General features: G+C 50.9%; 11 protein-coding genes. All 11 read right to left on the bottom strand.

Going from position 1 to position 17,816, the window contains the following annotated elements:
• Window positions 1-2,200: SprB repeat-containing protein (locus tag IM638_08075; GenBank protein MCA6362981.1), on the bottom strand; the 2,200-nt coding region annotated here is incomplete at its 3' end.
• 427 nt (window positions 2,201-2,627) lie between these two features.
• The gene (locus IM638_08070) at window positions 2,628-6,446 is read right to left on the bottom strand and encodes a gliding motility-associated C-terminal domain-containing protein (GenBank protein MCA6362980.1); all 3,819 of its coding nucleotides are present in this window, start codon (window positions 6,444-6,446) and stop codon (window positions 2,628-2,630) included.
• 533 nt (window positions 6,447-6,979) lie between these two features.
• Window positions 6,980-9,412 carry a gliding motility-associated C-terminal domain-containing protein gene (locus IM638_08065; GenBank protein ID MCA6362979.1) on the bottom strand — a complete coding sequence of 811 codons (2,433 nt, stop codon included), beginning with the start codon at window positions 9,410-9,412 and terminating at the stop codon, window positions 6,980-6,982.
• 110 nt (window positions 9,413-9,522) lie between these two features.
• The gene (locus IM638_08060) at window positions 9,523-11,205 is read right to left on the bottom strand and encodes a protein BatD (protein MCA6362978.1); all 1,683 of its coding nucleotides are present in this window, start codon (window positions 11,203-11,205) and stop codon (window positions 9,523-9,525) included.
• Window positions 11,202-11,885 carry a tetratricopeptide repeat protein gene (locus IM638_08055; GenBank protein ID MCA6362977.1) on the bottom strand — a complete coding sequence of 228 codons (684 nt, stop codon included), beginning with the start codon at window positions 11,883-11,885 and terminating at the stop codon, window positions 11,202-11,204. The genes IM638_08060 and IM638_08055 overlap by 4 nt, the downstream gene beginning before the upstream one ends.
• Window positions 11,882-12,892, bottom strand: a complete 1,011-nt coding sequence (locus IM638_08050) for a VWA domain-containing protein (protein MCA6362976.1) — start codon at window positions 12,890-12,892, stop codon at window positions 11,882-11,884. The genes IM638_08055 and IM638_08050 overlap by 4 nt, the downstream gene beginning before the upstream one ends.
• Before the next feature lie 9 nt (window positions 12,893-12,901).
• Window positions 12,902-13,912 (bottom strand): VWA domain-containing protein, encoded by a 1,011-nt coding sequence (locus IM638_08045; GenBank protein MCA6362975.1) that lies wholly within the window; start codon window positions 13,910-13,912, stop codon window positions 12,902-12,904.
• On the bottom strand, window positions 13,909-14,895 hold the full coding sequence (locus IM638_08040) for a hypothetical protein (GenBank protein ID MCA6362974.1): 987 nt from the start codon (window positions 14,893-14,895) through the stop codon (window positions 13,909-13,911). Before IM638_08040 ends, IM638_08045 begins: the two co-directional genes overlap by 4 nt.
• Window positions 14,892-15,776: a DUF58 domain-containing protein gene (locus IM638_08035; GenBank protein ID MCA6362973.1), complete on the bottom strand. Its 885-nt coding sequence runs from the start codon at window positions 15,774-15,776 to the stop codon at window positions 14,892-14,894. Before IM638_08035 ends, IM638_08040 begins: the two co-directional genes overlap by 4 nt.
• A 25-nt stretch (window positions 15,777-15,801) precedes the next feature.
• A complete protein-coding gene (locus IM638_08030) occupies window positions 15,802-16,791 on the bottom strand; it encodes a MoxR family ATPase (GenBank protein MCA6362972.1) in 990 nt (329 codons plus the stop codon).
• Window positions 16,792-16,878: 87 nt separating this feature from the next.
• Window positions 16,879-17,499, bottom strand: coding sequence for a hypothetical protein (locus IM638_08025; protein MCA6362971.1), 621 nt, complete (start codon window positions 17,497-17,499; stop codon window positions 16,879-16,881).
• Between the last annotated feature and the right edge of the window lie 317 nt (window positions 17,500-17,816).

The raw sequence follows: 17,816 nt of genomic DNA, 5'->3' as shown, positions 1-17,816 counted from the left end.
TGAATGTATAGCCGGGCGTGCCGCCGCTGGCTGTAACGGTTGCGCTGCCTGTGTTTCCGCCGTTGCAAAGCACGTTGGTTTGTGTGAATGTGCTGGCGAGGGCTGCGGGTTGTGTGATTGTAATTGTACGGGTTGAAGTACAACCATTCAGGTCAGTAATGGTGCACACATAGGTGCCTGCGGCGAGGCCGGTTGCTGTGTTGGAACTGCCGCTTGTAGTGTTTGCTACTGCGGGGCTCCATGAGAAAGTGTATCCGGGTGTACCGCCGCTTGCCGTAACAGTAGCCGATCCGTTTGAGGCGCCGTTACAAAGCAGATTAACCTGAGTGGATGTGTTGGTGAGTGCCGGCGGCTGTGTAATAGTTACTGTGCGGGTAGATGTACAGCCATTCAGATCGGTAATAGTACATACGTATGTGCCAGCACCCAAACCGGTAGCCGTGTTTGTACTGCCGCTGGTGGTGTTTGCCACGGCCGGGCTCCAGCTGAATGTATAGCCCGGTGTACCGCCGCTGGCGGTAACAGTAGCGCTGCCGGTATTGCCACCATTGCAGAGTACGTTTACCTGTGTAGAAGTATTGGTGAGTGCCGGCGGTTGTGTAATGGTAACTGTGCGTGTAGATGTACAGCCATTTAAATCGGTAATGGTGCACACATAAGTACCGGCAGCAAGCCCTGTAGCGGTGTTTGTACTTCCGCTTGTGGAGTTTGCCACAGCGGGGCTCCAGGAGAATGTGTAGCCCGGTGTGCCGCCGCTTGCAGTTACAGAAGCACTGCCGGTGTTGCCACCGTTGCAAAGCACGTTTACCTGCGTGAATGTGTTAGCAAGTGCTGGCGGCTGCGTAATCGTAAACACACGGTTGCCTGTACAGCCATTGGCATCAGTTACGTTTACTGTATAGGTACCCGCACATAAACCGGTGGCGGTGGCTGCATTGCCACCGCTTGGCAGCCAGGAATATGTGTATGGTCCGGTTCCTCCCGTTACAGTTGCTGTAGCAGAGCCGTTGCAGTTACCAAAACAGTTTACATTGGTTTGTCCGCCACTGTTTACGGTAAGTCCTCCACCTGCACTGCCTACTGTTACAGCCATTGTGGCTGTATTGCAGGCATTGGACACGGTTACTGTATAAGTACCCGCACATAAGCCTGTAGCTGTGGCCGCATTGCCACCGCTGGGCGCCCAAGAGTAGGTGTAAGCACCGGCAGGTGTTACACTTACCGAAGCCGATCCGTTACAGTTTGAACAGGTGGCTGGTGTACTGGATGGTGTAAGCGTGAGTGAGGATGACGTACATGGCGTACAAGTTGTCCGGTAATACATACCAATTACACAAAGGTTAAAACAATCGCCCCCGGAAGTCATTGTATAGGCCGATGTAGTTTGACCTGTTGTAAGTGCGGTGTTTACCTGCACATAGTTCCACCAGTTCCATGCAAAAGGGGCATTGGTACCGTTCATGGTACAGGTCTGTCCTGTCATCTGAATATCGCCAACCATGCAAAACGCAGTAGCATTTGCTGTAGATACATTCTGGCACACCGTCATGCCCGTTACGTTTTGCGTAGTGGTGCCGCCGTTAACAACTACGGCTCCGTCATGAATAACCATGGTGCCTGTGAATGCGGCTGTAGGGTCACTGTAAATAATCATCAGCGTGGCCCCGTCCATATCATTGCCCGACGTAGGCGGGCTTGTGAATAATCCGCTGATTGTGTAATTACCATTACCGGTAATAACAGGCGTTACGCTTGCTCGGTAAGTGTACGAACCGGCATAACCCCAGCATTTATCCGGTCCCGAGCCCACAACTGTCATTGGGAAATTCTGGCTTGTGCTGGCCGGGTTTACAATTGTAGCCGTTTGTGCAGAACCATCTCCCGAGCCTTCGGCCCAGAGATATGCCTGCTCAATTACCGCACAAGCCGGAATACCACTGATGGTGAATGTAGCAGGCTGGGGAACTCCCTGAGGAGTAAAGCGTTGCCCCAATCGCTGGGAGGCTTGTGTAAAACCCAAACCACACTTGGCAAAGTTGTAAATCTGCCCAAGAGAACCATTGCCGTTTTGCGGTGTCGGATTTGACGGACCGTTTTGCGACTGCGGTTGTGCCGTAAGGTAACCGGGCAAACCGGGTATTACCGGGCCGTTTGTAGTGCGTGTTTGTTGCTGGGCGAACAACGGAAAAGCTGTAAGCATAGCAACGAACAATATGAAATAGCGTAGCGTTTGCCTCATATTGCCTGTGTATATTGATAAAAAAAAATTGATCCCTTCTGGTGTAATGCGAGCAATTTAGTGCAGCGAATTTGCAAAAGCAAGTAAAAAGACAGGTTTTCAAATTCTGCTCGGCTTCTCTATTATCTGATTTGACAGATCGTGTTTTGGATAAAAAGTGTTGATAATAAAGAATAATTAACAGATCAATGCGCTTTACTAGTGGCTAAGGCTTGATTAATGGACGTAATTTTAAAAGCACTCCCGGTACTGGCCTGCAATAATTTTTGATGAACTTCTGATATAACACTGTCCAGAAGATGTTTTAAGGCTGTCGGGTACCCCAAAAAACAACGAGGCATGTGGAAAACCACATGCCTCGTAAAGGGAGAAGTTGTTTGCAGTTAATTTATTTAATAAGCGAGACGTGGCCCAACTGGTTATGTTTTGTACCGGTTACATCAGAATATTTCAAACGCCAGACATAAGTATCTATCTGTGCAATATCCTTACCGTTATTGGCTCTTCCATCCCAACCGGTTTGCGGGTTATCTGTAAAGAATATTAGATTGCCCCAACGGTCGTAAATCCAGAATTGATAATCGGTGCCATCAATTCCTACCCCCAGCGGCATAAATACATCATTAATACCATCACCATCGGGTGTGAAGGCGTTGGGGATAAACAAAGAGGCCTCAGCTGCTACGCATACACTGTCTGTGGCGATATCGGTGCATCCGTCTGCGCTTGTAACGGTTTGCGTAATTGCGTAACACCCGGGTGCGGGATAAGTAAATGAGGGATTTTGCAGTGTGGAAGATGAGTTCAGCAGATCGCCGAAACTCCATACCCAGCTGGCGGCTCCGGATGATGCATCGGTGAAGAATACATTGGGATTCACCATACTCGGATCAGTTGGTGTGAAGCTGAAACCTGCAACGGGGTTGGCAAAAACGGTAATGTAGTTGGGTGTGGAAACCGTGGTGCTGCACCCCGATACGGCATCGGTAAGTGTAAGCAGCACGCTGTAAGTGCCGGGCTGGGTGTAACAATGGTTAGGTGTGCCCGAACCGCTTCCGGTATTGCCATCGCCAAAATCCCAGTTCCAGATCCAGTTGCCTGATCCACTGAGTTCACTGAAGTTTACGCAGTGCGGAGCACACCCCTGCAGTACATCGCCGGCAAACTGGGGAGTGGGCAATGGGTTAACCGTGATGGTAGTGGTGGCCGAGGCGGTGCAGCCATTGAGGTCGGTAATTGTTAAGGTTACCGGTGTGGAGGCTGTAGGCGTAAAACTGGGCTGCAAACCGGTAAGGTTTACCGGCGACCATGCGGCCTGATAGCCGGGCGTACCGCCAAAGGGCGATGCGGTGAGTGTTACCGGCTGGCCTGCACAAACAGCAATCGGGTTTACAGTAGCCGTTACCGAAAGCTGTACGGGTTGTGTTACCGTTACCGTGGTGGTTGCCGAACAGCCGGTGCTGTCAAACACCACCACCACATAACTGCCCGCTGTAAGTTGAGAGGCCGAGTTGGTGGTGCTTACGTTGGGCGACCAGGCATAGGTGTATTGTCCAAGTCCGTTGCTGGCCGTTACGCTTGCGGCACCGTCGTTGCCATTGTAGCAGCTTACCGATGTGGGGGCATTGGCGGTTAGAATTACGCCGGGCGTATTGGCAACCTGCACGCTGTCGGTAATGGTGCAGTTATTGGCATCAGTAACAACTACCGAGTACATGCCTGGGGGAATTGTGTTTGACGATTGCTGGGCGAGGTTGCCCGGATTCCATACATAGCTGAGGTTACCGGTGCCACCCGCACCAATGGCATTTACATAACCGTTTGCCTGATTACAGTATGCCGGTGTGGATTGCATCTGCACAGTCATCTGCGACGGTTCTGAAATGGTAATGGTTTGCGAATCGGTACAGCCGTTTGCATCGGTAACAGTGCATACATACGTGCCGGCCAGCATGTTGTTGCCGTTTGATGTATTGCCATTCACAGTGCTGTTTGCGGCTGGCACCCAGGTAAATGTATAGGCTCCGGTTCCGCCGCTGCCGGTCATGCTGGCTGTGCCGGTTGCCGCGCCAAAGCAGTCAGCATCAGCCGATATTTGCGTGGAGGTGAGTTGTGCGGGTTGTGTGATTGTTACAGATGTGGTGTCCACACAACCATTGGCATCCGTAACGGTAAGCGTATAAGTACCGGCGGGCAGGTTGCTGGCTGTCCAGGTTGTGTCGCCATTGCTCCAGTTGCAGGTAAAGGGCGGACTTCCCCCATTGTTAACAGCAGTAGCCGAACCTGTGTTGCCGTTGTAGCAAAGCACATCCGTTATTGCACTTATGCTTACCACCGGAGTGGCAGTAGCAATTACAGAAATACCGCCGGTGGTGGTACAGCCATTGGCATCGGTTACCAGTACGGTATATGCGCCCGGAGGAAGGTTGTTTACCGTTTGAGTAACTGCATTGCCGGGTGTCCATAAATAGGTTGACACGCCGGTTCCTCCCGAAGGTGTGGCAGTAACCGATCCGTTACTGTTGTTGCAGGTGGAAGGTTGTGAACTAACGCTGACCGTAAGTTGTGGTGGTTCGGTAATGGTGAATGTGGTGGTGGCCGAGCAGCCGTTGGCATCGGTAACGGTGGCTACATAAGTTGTAGCCGTAAGGGCAGTGGCGGTATTGGCATTGCCGTTTGTGGTGTTGGCCGCATTGGGCACCCACGTGTAGGTGTTGTTACCTGAACCACCGCTGGTAGTAATTGTAGCCGAGCCACTGTTGCCGCCAAAGCAAAGCACATCGGTTTGCGTGGGTGTGGCAGTGAGCAGAGGAGGTTGTGTAATTGTAATTGTTTCTGTGTCAAAGCATCCCGCACCGTCCGTTACAGTGGCCACATAGGTTCCGGCGCAGAGATTCGACGCGGTGGCCGAGGTACTCACGTTTGGTGCCCACGAATAGGTTAGCGGCCCGTTACCTCCCGTAACGGAAACAGTTGCGGCACCTACACAGTTGCCAAAACAATCAACATTGGTTTGTGCCGTATTGGCTACAGTTAACCCGCCGCCATTCGAAGTAATAGTAACCGCTACGGTGGCCGTGTTGCAGGCATTGGAAACCGTACAGGTGTATGTGCCGGGGCATAAGCCTGTAGCTGTAGCCGCATTTCCGCCCGATGGTGCCCACGAATAGTTGTAGCTGCCCGCCGGCGTGACATTTACAGTAGCCGTTCCGTTGCAGTTGTTGCAGGTAGCTTGTGTGGTAGTAGGCGCTACCGCCAGTGCGGAAGTTGTACACGGTACACAGGTTGTACGATAGTACATACCGATTACACACAGGTTAAAACAGTCGCCCCCCGATGTGAGTGTATAGTTGGCGGTGGTCTGGCCGGTGGTAAGTGTAGTGCCTACCTGTACATAGTTCCACCAGTTCCATGCAAAGGGTGCCGGTGTGCCGTTCATGGTCAGGTTCTGGCCGGCCATTTGAATATCGCCCACCATGCAGAATGCTGTTGCATTGGCGGCAGTTACATTCTGGCATACGTTCATGCCGGTTAGTGTGCGTGTGGTGGTGCCGCCGTTTACAACCACGGCACCGTCGTGAATGATCATGGTGCCGGTAAATGTGGCGGTGGGGTCACTGTAAATAATCATAAGAGTGGCACCATCCATATCATTACCGGCTGTGGGCGGGTTGGTAAGAATACCGCTGATGATGTAGTTTCCGTTTCCGCTGATGATTGAAGTAACGTTGGCACGGTATGTATGTGAACCGGCATATCCCCAGCATTTGTCGGGGCCGCTGCCCACCAGTGCCATCGGAAAGGCCTGCGTGGTGTTGGCCGGATTGGTAATGGTGGCTGTTTGTGCCATGCCGGTGCCTGAGCCTTCGGCCCAGAGATAGGCCTGTTCAATTACCGCACAGGCCGGGATACCACTGATGGCGAATGTAGCGGGTTGCAAAACACCCGGCTGCGGCAATCGACGGCCCAAACGTTGAGATGCCTGCACAAACCCCAAACCGCATTTCGAAAAATTGTAAATCTGACCGAGCGTACCGTTACCATTCTGAGGCGCGGGCTGTGAGGGGCCACTGCGTTGTACCTGCTGTGCCGGATAACCGCAGGCTCCGGGAATACCCGGACATCCGGTTTGTTGCTGTGCTACAACGGGGAGTGCAGATCCGAAAATTACTGCTGAAACTAAAAGTGTGTGTAAAAGTCGCTTCATACAGCCCAGGTTTTGATGTGTGTGTGATTCTGGCTGAAGCCTCGGCCCTTTTCGTGCAATACGCTTTAGCAATCAGTGAGGAAGTATCAAACCCTGCGTAGCGGAATGATTGCTTTGAACCCCAGAATGCAAAGAAAATAGCTTTGGTTTCGGATGTTCTGGTTAAAGAACATAGTTGAAATTTACTGCAACAGAAAATGAAAAGCAAATGATATGCTTTGTTGTCAGTGAGTTAGCCCATTTGCATGTCTGATACCCCTTAGCGGTACTATAGCTTTTTTGAGGCATCAATCAGCAATTTCTGCTGTTCGGGTTATTAACAGGCGTTCAAAGGCTTGACAGATGCAGGGTAACTGCCTTGTAGTAATAGAATTCTGTTTTTACCCGTGGAATTGTAATTCTGATATTAAAAAAATCATCAGGTATTTTTTCCATATGGAAAAATGATTTTTCTGTCCCGTGGGTAAATTAGAAAGACGGCTGCTTCATGAACTGAAGCAGCCGTCTTTAGGCAGGATAAATAAGAAAAGGGTTTACCGGATCAGATTTACGTGGCCCATCTTTTTGTATTTGCGCGCCACGCCGTATGATTCGTTGTAGGTAATTACATAAACGTAGGTGTCAATCTGGGCAATGTCTTTTCCGCCATTGGCTCGTCCGTCCCAGCCTTTCGTCATATCGTTGGTGGTGTAGATAAGATTGCCCCAGCGGTCATAAATCAGCATATTAAAGTTTTCAATATACTGACCATAGGCTGTAAAGAAATCATTCTTTCCGTCGCCGTTGGGTGTAAATGTATTGGGCACATACAAGATCGACTGCGGAATAATTTCTACTGTGGTGGATGTAGAGTCCATACAACCATACTGGTTATAAACCACCTGGCTGACAGTATAAATTCCAATGGCATCATACGTATAGGATAAATCACCGCAGTTACTGAGCACAACCATGTTTGAGTTTCCGGTGTACCATACGCAGGAGTCGCTGCCCTGACTTAAATCATCAAACACAATGGTTGCTTCTTCGAGTGTGGCAGGCTGGGGAGAAAGAATGCCTATTCCCGCCACCGGTACAGGATGAACGGTGATGTAAGCAGGTAAAGAAATGTTATTGATACACCCATTTACATCCTGCACGCCCACAGTAATATCATAAGTGCCGGTTTGCGCATAACAATGGTTTACAGGACTGCCGGTACCGGTTGAGTTATCGCCAAATGTCCATGCAACGGTTACTGCCGCCGGTACTGAGGTGGCCGTGAGATCAGGGCAGAGAGTGGGGCAGCCTTGCAGCGGAGTGCCCGAAACCGTAATTACCGGCAACGGATTTACGGTAACAGTCCATGTAGCAGTATCGGCGGGTGTGCCGCATGTGTCGTTAATTACCACACTGTAAGTAGTTGTAGCTGTGGGCGAATCGGTAGCTGTATTGCCTGTGCCTGTGGCGTTTAGCCAGGTGTAGGTGTAGGGGCTTCCGCTTCCGCCGGAGGCGGTTGCAGTAAGGGTAGCCTGAGCGCCAATACAAATTGCACTTGTGCCGGTGAGGTTAGCCACAAGTGGTACGAGCGGAGGTTCGGTAATCGTGAACACATGCGTGGTATCGCAGCCAAAATTATCACTCACGGTTACTGTGTAAGTGCCCGCTGTGAGATTGGTGGCAATACTGTCGTTGCCGTTTGGTGTAGTCCAGACATACGTATAAGGCGCATTGCCGCCGTTTGGCAGCGCCAGTGCCCAGCCGGTGGCCCCTCCGTGGCAGCCCACGTTTTGCTGAGAGGGAGTTATGTTGAGTGCGCCAATGCCATTTACAACAACCGTATCCGTGGCCGAACATCCAAGCGAGTCAGACACCGTTACGATGTATTGCCCCGGGGGCAGGTTACTTGCTGTTTGTCCGGTTTGTGCGGGCGATGTATTCCATGTATAGCTAAACGGTCCGGTGCCGCCAACGGGTGTGGCGGTGGCTGTGCCGTTGTTTGCCGAACACGAACTTGGTGTGGAGCCCATATTCAGTGTAAACGGATTGGCACAACAGGTCTGGCAGGTGCTCTGGAAATAAAGCCCGATCATACACATGTTATAGCAATCGCCGCCCGAACTGTTTCCGAATACCGATGAGTTCTGGCTGGGTGTAACCGTTGTGGCTACATCAATATAATTCCACCAGTCTTCCACCACCGTAATCGGAAATACACCGTTAAGTGTGAGCTGCGAACCAAGCCCCTGCAAATCGGCCACGCACATAAATGCACGGGCATTGTTTACCTGCAACGAACAGGCTGTAAAGTTGTTGATTGTGGTGCTTGTATTACCACCATTAATTACCAGAGCGCCATCCCAGATTACAATATCACCCTGAAATGTGGCGGTTGGATCACTCCAGATCACCATCATGGTAGCTCCGTCCACATCATCCGGCGAACCTGTGGGAAAACCGCTAATGGTGTAGTTCCCGTTACCCCAGGCAATAGCGGTTACGTCTGCGCGGTAGCTGTGCGTTCCACTGTATCCCCAGCATTTGTCCTGATCGCTTCCGATCAGTGTCATTGGAAAAGTCTGGGTTACAAAAAACGGATTGGTAATGTTCAGTGTAATCGGAACGCCTGTACCCGATGCGTCGCACCAGATAAATGCCTTAACAATTACCGCTGAGGCCGGAATACCGGAAATGGTAAATGTGGCTGGCTGCGGTACACCGGCGGGCGAAATACGTTGCCCGAGTTTGGCGCTGGCGGTGGTATAATTTAATCCGCAATCGCTGAAGGAATACGTGGGGCCGAGCGCCGCGTTGCCGTCCAGCGGTGTGGGCGGGTTGCCAATTACCACAGACTGGGTCTGGGGCTGACTGGCCGGAGCGGACGACATGGGGTTTTGTCCGTTTACGGGAGTAGTGCCACTTTGAGCCTGTAAGGACAGGGCAAAGAGCCAGCTAACCGTAAAAGTTAGAAAGGTAATTTGTTTCATGGGATTTAGTTTGCCACGTGAAATATAGTTCAAAAAACAGTAAAGCCTGATAGGAATTGTATAAATGGCCATCTAAATCATCTTAGCTGTAAAAACAGATTGGGGTAAAATCAGCCTTTAAGCAGGTTGTGCAGGCGCTGGCATTCTTCCAGCCAGTACCGGGAAGTTTGCTCGTCGGGCTCCGAAAATCGCAATAGTGCAAGTGCTTCGAGCGGACGAAGTGCCTCTTCCACTAACGTGTCGGGGTAATTTTTGAGGCTCAGCGCATACCGGATTGTATGTATGGAGGCACTGGGTGATGAAATTCCGGCGAGGTGACATAACTCGTTGTGCCAGCAGGTATAGAGTGTTCGGATGAACTCGGCAGGAGCCTGCTGGCGTAGTTCGCGGGTAAGTTGTGCAAGTGTAAGCTGCATCACCGGTGTTGCGGATGCCACGGGTACATCAGGAGCGGGTGAGGGGCGTGGTGTTTCCGTGCGGATTCTTTTGCGCATTCTCCACCACCAGAGCCATGTCAGGGCGCCAACCGGCACAACGATGAGCCCCAGATACAACCAGGTAAGACCGTTTTCGTTCGAAGGGCTGCCGGTATCTGTGTTTTGGGCGGAGCCGGCATCAGCCAGTGTGGAAGGATCGGCCGGATCAACATGCAGTTCGAAAGGTGGTGTGGTGAGGGTGATGTACGTGTTACGGTCAGCACTGAAATACACGAAGTTCACCGAATCGAGCAGGTATTTGCCGGGATGTTTGGGGATGAGGGTCCAGGTAAAAACCTTGTAGCCAAGCACCCCGAACGCAGTTACTGTCGTACTGTCGTCGCTGCGGCCGGGGAGCAGGTCAATACTGTCGGGCAAAACGGGCGGAGGCAGTTGCAGCGTACGCAGGTTGCCCTGTCCCGAAATGGTTATGCGAAGTGTAACCACGTCAAATGCTTTCACGCGTGGTTTATCGAGTGAGGCACGCAGGTTGAAAGCACCGGCGAGATGGCTGAAACCGGGCGGTGCGCCGGCAGGAAACTGTTTTATCTGAAGGTTGTGCGGATCGCTGAGCAGTTTTACAGGCGTTTCAGTTTGGTAGCCGTTTGACACTGCCGAAATAAGCATGCATTCATATTCAAAAGCCGGGATCGTGAGCGTGCCGGTACGTGAGGCGAACAGGAATTCGCGCAGCAGTGTGCTGCCGAAGTAGCGTTTCCCGTTTTTTACAATCATCGTATCATCAAAGCGGATGCCTTCGGGACCTCGTTCGTGCCAGAAACCGACATACGAAGGCGATGAAAGCGGCATCATACCCTGTCTCCATGCACAGTTTTCCTGTACATACAGTCTGACATTCACGGCAATTTCTTCGCCTTCGTAAAATGTTCGGCCGGCAATATCGCTTTGCAGAAAGATTTCTTTTCCGCTGAATCCTGCCGAAACCGGCTGTCCTTTAACCACAAGAGTGACAGCCGGAATACGCACCGGCCCGCGCCGGCCCTGAGCCACAAAAGGCCCCAGTGTCCATGTGCCGGGCTGCAGCGGCTGCAATACAAAATGCTGCACCACCTGCACATGGCCATTTACATTATTCTGCTGTGTAAAATTGCTGATCACCATTACACCGGGCGAGGTTGGTCCTGAAAAAGCGGAAATGATCTGATCGCCTTCGGCAGTAATGGTAAGCTCGGTGGTTTCGCTCATGCTGATTGTTTTGCGCGAAAGCACGGCTTTGTTTTTTTGTGCAATAAGCCGGGGAGGCAGCACAAACACCACCGCAAACAGAAAGAGCTTTATGTACCAAGCCTTTTTCACCAGTCTTTACTGTAACGGCGTGATCTGCCCGATTGCTGCCGGCTGCGCTGCATTTTTTTGCGGGTTTGCTGTTCCTGATCGCGCATTACGCGCAGCATTTTCTGTACCTCATCCTGCGTCATCATCTGCTGCTGGGGCTGCTGCTGATTATTCTGGTTCTGATCCTGATTTTGCTCCTGTTCCTGCTGCTGATTCTGTTTGTTGGGCGGAGGCTGCTGATTTTTCTTTTGCTGCGCTTTGAGTTTTTCGAGCACCCAGGCCAGGTTGTAACGTGTGTCTTCGTCGTTCGGATTTTTGCGCAGTGCTTCGCGGTAGGCATTGGCGGCTTCTTCAAGCTGTTCCTGCTTTACCATGCTGTTTCCAATGTTGTGATAAATGCGCGAAAGCGTATCGGCATTGTTTCCTTCCATCGCATTGGTATAGGCTTCTACTGCACCGGCAAAGTTTTTCTGCCGGTAACGCGCATTGCCCAGATTATATCGCGCAGCCTGTTTAACCGTAATGGTGTCGAGGTTGATAGCTCGTTCATAACGTTTACCGGCATCGTCAAAATTTCCCTGTTTGTAGGCGTCATTGCCCGCACGTGTATGCCGCCACGGATCGCGCAATACCGAATCGGCATTCTGCGCAGCCACAGTATCGAGCAATAGCACAAACAGAAAAAAGAAAAGCGTTTTCATGTAGTTTGTTTTCGTTTGCCTTCGGGCAGCATTATTTCGGCAATCAGCAGCGCCAGCGCGCCAATGAGCAGCCAGGGAACAAGCGTGCGGTAATTTGTGAAACGTTCAATGTAGGACGTTGTTTTATTCAGTTTCTGCAAATTACCATATATCTGCCCCAGTCCAAAATCAGCACTGCTCGCTTTCACGTATGTGCCACCACCTGCCGAGGCAATGTTACGCAGCAACTCTTCATTCAGCCGGGTAATCACTTTTTGTCCGGACTCATCCACTTTATCTCCCACTTCCTTTCCATGAATATCAATTTCAGGAATGGTAGAACCGGTAGCCGATCCTACGCCAATGCAAGATACCACGACATTCTTTTTTGCAGCCAGTTCGCGCACCGCAGCCACCGGATCGCCTTCATGTGATTCGCCGTCGCTGATGATGACCATGCCACGTGCTTTTCCGTCATCGCCAAATGAACGTTCGGCCATTTGTACGGCTTCTTCAATATTGGTGCCCTGACGCATGATGTCGTTGGTAGAAAGTGCTTCAATTACCGATAAAGCCGAGCCTTTGTCGTTGGTGAGCGGAAGTTGCGGTATGGCTCTTCCGGCAAATACTACCATCCCGAAGCGGTCGTTTTCTGATTGCTGAAGCAGCCGGGCTACTTCCAGTTTGGTTCGTTCAAGGCGGTTGGGCTGAAGATCGGTGGCGCGCATGCTGTTTGAAATATCAATAACAAACAGAATATCCACACCATTCAGTACTACCGTTTCCTTTCCACCGCGTATGCGTGGCCCCGATGCGCAGAACAAAACAATAAGCAGTGCCCCGGAAAGCAATACAAACCGCCAGTTGCGCAGCGCCGGCGAATCGCCTTTGAGCAAACGACGCATCAGCACATTGTCGGCAAAACGGTTTAAACGCTCCTGCCGTTTACGCACTGAATACATAAAGAGCAGCCACACCGGAACAACGGCAAGCATCAGCAGCAACATCCAGGGATATTCAAAACTCATCGCGTACTGTTAGTTGGTGGTGTCAAAAACGGTGTAACGTAAAAGGGCTTCGGCGAGCAGAATAAAAAGAAGAGCAATCAGAAACGGATAAAACTCTTCGCTGCGCTGCTCGGTTTGCGAACTGTCGTCGAACTCCGACTTTTCGAGGCGACTGATTTCACTGTACACTTTTTCAAGCCGTTCGGCATCCAGTGCGCGGAAATAGCGGCCGCCGGTCATTTCGGCAATGGCCAGCATTTCATTCTCGTCAATATCGGTTTTGCGATAAGTCTGTACATAGCTGCCGTCGGGATTTATACCCACAGGCTGCAGGGCTTCATGGTCTGAGCCTACACCAATAGTATATACTTTAATGCCCAGCGTTTTTGCCAGCCTTGCCGCATCCATAGGCGCAATATCGCCGGCGTTGTTTTCACCGTCGCTCAGGAGAATAACGATTTTGCTTTTGGCTTCACTTTTTTCCAAACGCTCGGCCGCTTTTGCCAGTCCCATGCCAATGGCCGTGCCCGCTTCCAGATCATTTGAGCCAATACCGTCTATGAGTTCGGTGAGTGCACCATGGTCTGAGGTGAGCGGACTAAGCGTATAAGTTTCGCCGCTGAACACTACCACGCCAATGCGGTCGTCGGGGTGCTCCTGCACAAAGTGAATGGCTTCGCGTTTGGCGGCATCCAGGCGCGTGGGCGGAATATCCTGCGCATTCATACTCGGCGATACGTCAATCGAAAGCATGATGTCGATGCCTTCCTTCGGATTTCGTTTCCAGCCATTGCGCGACTGTGGCCTGGCCACAATAATAAACAGCAGTACCAGCGCCAGCATACGCAGTACAAGGAGTGCCGGCCTCCAGGTAATGCGGGCGGGTGTTTTGGGATTCACAATAAACTGCGCCGAGGAAAGAACCACGCTTGATTCTGTTTTTCGGCGGAGGAGTACAATAACCAGCAATACCGGCAGCAACAGCAGCCCCCAGAACACCACCGGGTAGGCAAACACGAGTTCTCTGAACCAGCTTATCATGGTTGTGGCGGTGTTTGAGGTGGTACATACTGCGGCGCGGGGAACGGTGTTTTGCGTACAAATTCCATGGCCGTGTTCAGGCTGCGGGCGTTGTCTTCGGGCACGGGAATGTTTTTTGCAAACTTCACGGTATCGGCCATCAACAGCACATCGCGCAGCAACAATACGGCGGTTTCATCGGCATACTTGTAGCGAAGGTGCTGCAAAATTTCGCCGGTGGTCATTTCCAGTGCCCCCATGCGGTAACGCTCGGCCACCCAGCTCCGGAGAATTTCGGTGAGGCGGGTGTGGTAATTTTTCAGTTCGGCCGGATCTTCCCACATTTTGCGGCGCCCCAGCGCCAGCAGTTCTTCCAGCACCCGTTCATGAGGTTCGGGGCCGCCAGGTACAATCTGGAGCGTGGGAACGGTGGCTGGTTTTTTGCGGTTCAGCAGCCAGAGAATCAGTCCAGATACGAGCAGAATAAATGCACCGCCGGCCATCCACCACCATTTCGAAATGGCACTTTTCTCTTTCAGTATGGGTGGCGGAACCGCCATAATGTCTTTAATGTCTTTTATATCCTGCGTAGTGTCAACAGCCACTGTATTCACCGTAAGCACCAGCGGAGGCGACGAAAAAGGCACATCGTCCACCTTAAAGGTCATGGCCGGAATAACCCATTGTCCTTCTTCAAAAGAAGTAATGGTTATAATTTTCCACTGTTCGTATAGCACCGAAGTACGGTCGCGCAGATCGGTGTGCAGGCTGTCGGTTTTAATTATTTCCACGCCTTTGCACAGCGTGTCTTTCAGCGCGGGCCACACCACATTTGTTTTTTTGGAGCCTTCGCGGTAACGCACACTCAGGCGGAGTTCAATTTGTTCGCCAATACGTATGGTGTTTTGTTTCAGCGCAGCATTTACTTCGATGCGTGGCGAAGTTTGTGCCCACAACAAGGTGTGCAGCAATACAAGCAAAATGGTGTATATGCTGCGTTTCATCGTTTAATTGCCCGTTTTTCGCGGCTATGAAACAAGGCCGATAAAATTTTTACGTAATCATCGCCTGTGGCAATGTGTGTAGCATCCACGCCGCAGCGTTTAAACATGTTGTCTATCCGCAGCCTGTGCATGCGCGCCTGCCGGGCATATTCCTGCCTCACGCGTGCATCGGAAGTATCCACCCATTGCAGCTGCCCCGTTTCGGGATCTTCAATCTGAATAATACCGGCATCGGGCAGTTCCTGCTCGCGTCGGTCGAAGATGTTGATGCACACTACATCATGACGGCGGTTTGCCATGCGCAGCATACGCTCGGCATCAGGCGCCATAAAGTCAGACAGCACAAACATAATACAACGCTGCTTCAGTGCATTGGTGCAATAGTCGAGCGCCGATTCCAGGTTTGTGCCTTTGCCCAGCGGCTGCAGTTCTACCAGTTCGCGGATAATGCGCAGTATATGTCCGCGCCCTTTGCGCGGGGCAATAAAGCGTTCCACCGAATCGCTGAAAAAGCAAACACCGGCTTTGTCGTTGTTTTGTATGGCCGAGAACGAAAGCACGGCGCATACTTCGGTAAGCAGTTCGCGTTTAAGCTGTGCGTGCGAACCAAAAGCGCCCGACGCACTCATGTCCACCAGAATCATAGCCGTAAGCTCGCGCTCTTCCTGAAAAACTTTTACATAAGGATGATTCAGGCGTGCGGTTACGTTCCAGTCAATGGTGCGCACTTCATCGCCCGGTTGATATTCGCGCACTTCGCTGAATGTCATGCCGCGTCCTTTAAAGGCACTGTGGTATTCGCCCGAAAACACCTGCGAGCTCATGCTGCGGGTTTTCAGTTCAATGCGGCGTACTTTTTTCAGCAGTTCGCTGGTTTCCATGCGCGGGCTGGCAATAGTGGAGTGCTCAGGGCACCTGCACCACGTTGAGGATTTGGTTGATGATGGCTTCGGTGGTCACGTTTTCGGCTTCGGCCTCGTAGGTAAGACCAATGCGGTGTCGAAGCACATCGTGGCACACGGCGCGCACATCTTCGGGAATTACAAAGCCGCGGTGCTGCAAAAACGCATAGGCTTTGGAAGCCAGCGCCAGGTTGATACTCGCACGCGGTGAGCCGCCAAACGAAATAAGCGGCGTCAGCCCCGGCAAACGGTACTGATCAGGAAAGCGTGTAGCAAATACAATGTCCACAATGTAACGCTCAATCTTCTCGTCGAGATATACGCTGTTTACCGTTTGGCGTGCGCGGAGAATATCGGCTGTGGTGAGAATCTGTTTGGGTTTTACCGGCGTGGTGCTGAGTTGCTGGCGAATGATGCGTTGCTCTTCTTCGCGGCTGGGGTAAGAAATCACCACCTTCAGCATAAAACGGTCCACCTGCGCTTCGGGCAGCGGGTAGGTGCCTTCCTGCTCAACCGGGTTCATGGTGGCCAGCACCAGAAAAGGCTCGGGCAGCTTAAAGGTTTCATCGCCAATGGTTACCTGGCGTTCCTGCATGGCTTCGAGCAGGGCGCTTTGCACTTTTGCCGGGGCACGGTTAATCTCGTCGGCCAGCACAAAGTTGGCAAACACGGGGCCTTTGCGCACCGTAAACTGCTCCTGCTTGGGGCTGTAAATCATGGTGCCGATAAGGTCGGCCGGCAAAAGATCGGGCGTAAACTGGATACGGCTGAACGCGGCATCAATAGTGGAAGCCAGCGACTTTACCGCCAGTGTTTTGGCCAGCCCGGGCACGCCTTCGAGCAGGATGTGGCCGTTTGAAAGCAGGGCAATGAGCAGTCGCTCCACCATCATCTTCTGGCCCACAATGGCGTGGTCGAGTTCTTTGCTGATGGCATCGGCAAAAGCGCTTTCTTCGCGGATGCGCGCGTTAAGCGCCTGTATGTCTTGTTGCATAGGCTGTAGTCAGGTACAAAAAGCAAAGGTAACAGGCCGGAGCAGATAGCAGGGGGCGGGAGGCAAAAAAAATGTTAAGCCCCCTGCTTATTCGCGTGTGAGTTTTAAATAGTCTGTTTCCAGCAACTTATTCTCACAGCCGTGTTTCATCAACGGATAAAATACCGGATTGTTGTTTTTTCCCAGTACTATCAATCCCGGTTTATACATCAGGCTTTTCATATCAAGATGTTTTTTATAGCGACCATTTTTTACAGTTACTGTAGAATATGAATTGTTTAATCGGGTAAACCGGATTCCTTTTTCTTTTAACCGTGGCGCTCTCGTTACTTCAAAACACCCCATCACATCTACACCTGTATGAAAATATTGCCAGCCAAAGTTTTTTACAATTACCGGACAGTGTTTCGACATTACGTTTGGAGGAAACCAGTAAACCAAAGTGGTGCCGGTAAAATTTAGCGTGGTATCGGTAGTTGAATTGCCGGTGAGCGGGATCGTAATCACTTTTGCAGTTTTTACAATATCTTTCGATTTTTGAGTATTATGGTTTTGTCTTGATTTGATATTTACCAAATCCTTATCTGCAATACCTCCGGATGGTAATTGGTCATTATTGCAGGATGAGATTATCATCGCCCAAAAAACAATACACAATTCGGGCATTTTACCTGCCCGGTTTTTATTCACTTCAAAATTCCACTTCATCACTGTAAATTGATTGGATATTGAACTGTTATGTCTGAGTTCGACAAGCAGGGTTAAAATAACATTTTCTAATTCAGGTTTTCCATCTAACGTGATTAGATGGTATTTTGTGAAATTAATGGCTCGTTATTTTCCATGATAAGTAAAGTATTTGTAGAATTGCCTATGCGTTGGCTTCAACGTATCAGATTTTTGAATAATAAGCAGGATCAACAGCATAAGTCCGAAGATTATTGATGAAATAATTGAAGACATACCAGTATGCTGTTGAATAAAAAGCAGGGTTACATGTGTTGAAATTTAACGGCAATTTCCCC

Source organism: Bacteroidota bacterium (assembly GCA_020402865.1).
In the GTDB taxonomy this organism is placed as follows: Bacteria; Bacteroidota; Bacteroidia; order Palsa-965; family Palsa-965.
Note: the sequence above shows the minus strand (reverse complement) of the source record. Positions and strands in the feature narration are given on the sequence as shown.

What these genes read in the sequence shown, in the direction of transcription:
- IM638_08055 (MCA6362977.1), bottom strand. Translation starts at nt 11,885, where the DNA reads ATGAAAACGCTTTTCTTTTTTCTGTTTGTGCTATTGCTCGATACTGTG.
- IM638_08050 (MCA6362976.1), bottom strand. Translation starts at nt 12,892, where the DNA reads ATGAGTTTTGAATATCCCTGGATGTTGCTGCTGATGCTTGCCGTTGTT.
- IM638_08065 (MCA6362979.1), bottom strand. Translation starts at nt 9,412, where the DNA reads ATGAAACAAATTACCTTTCTAACTTTTACGGTTAGCTGGCTCTTTGCC.
- IM638_08045 (MCA6362975.1), bottom strand. Translation starts at nt 13,912, where the DNA reads ATGATAAGCTGGTTCAGAGAACTCGTGTTTGCCTACCCGGTGGTGTTC.
- IM638_08035 (MCA6362973.1), bottom strand. Translation starts at nt 15,776, where the DNA reads ATGGAAACCAGCGAACTGCTGAAAAAAGTACGCCGCATTGAACTGAAA.
- IM638_08070 (MCA6362980.1), bottom strand. Translation starts at nt 6,446, where the DNA reads ATGAAGCGACTTTTACACACACTTTTAGTTTCAGCAGTAATTTTCGGA.
- IM638_08025 (MCA6362971.1), bottom strand. Translation starts at nt 17,499, where the DNA reads ATGAAGTGGAATTTTGAAGTGAATAAAAACCGGGCAGGTAAAATGCCC.
- IM638_08030 (MCA6362972.1), bottom strand. Translation starts at nt 16,791, where the DNA reads ATGCAACAAGACATACAGGCGCTTAACGCGCGCATCCGCGAAGAAAGC.
- IM638_08040 (MCA6362974.1), bottom strand. Translation starts at nt 14,895, where the DNA reads ATGAAACGCAGCATATACACCATTTTGCTTGTATTGCTGCACACCTTG.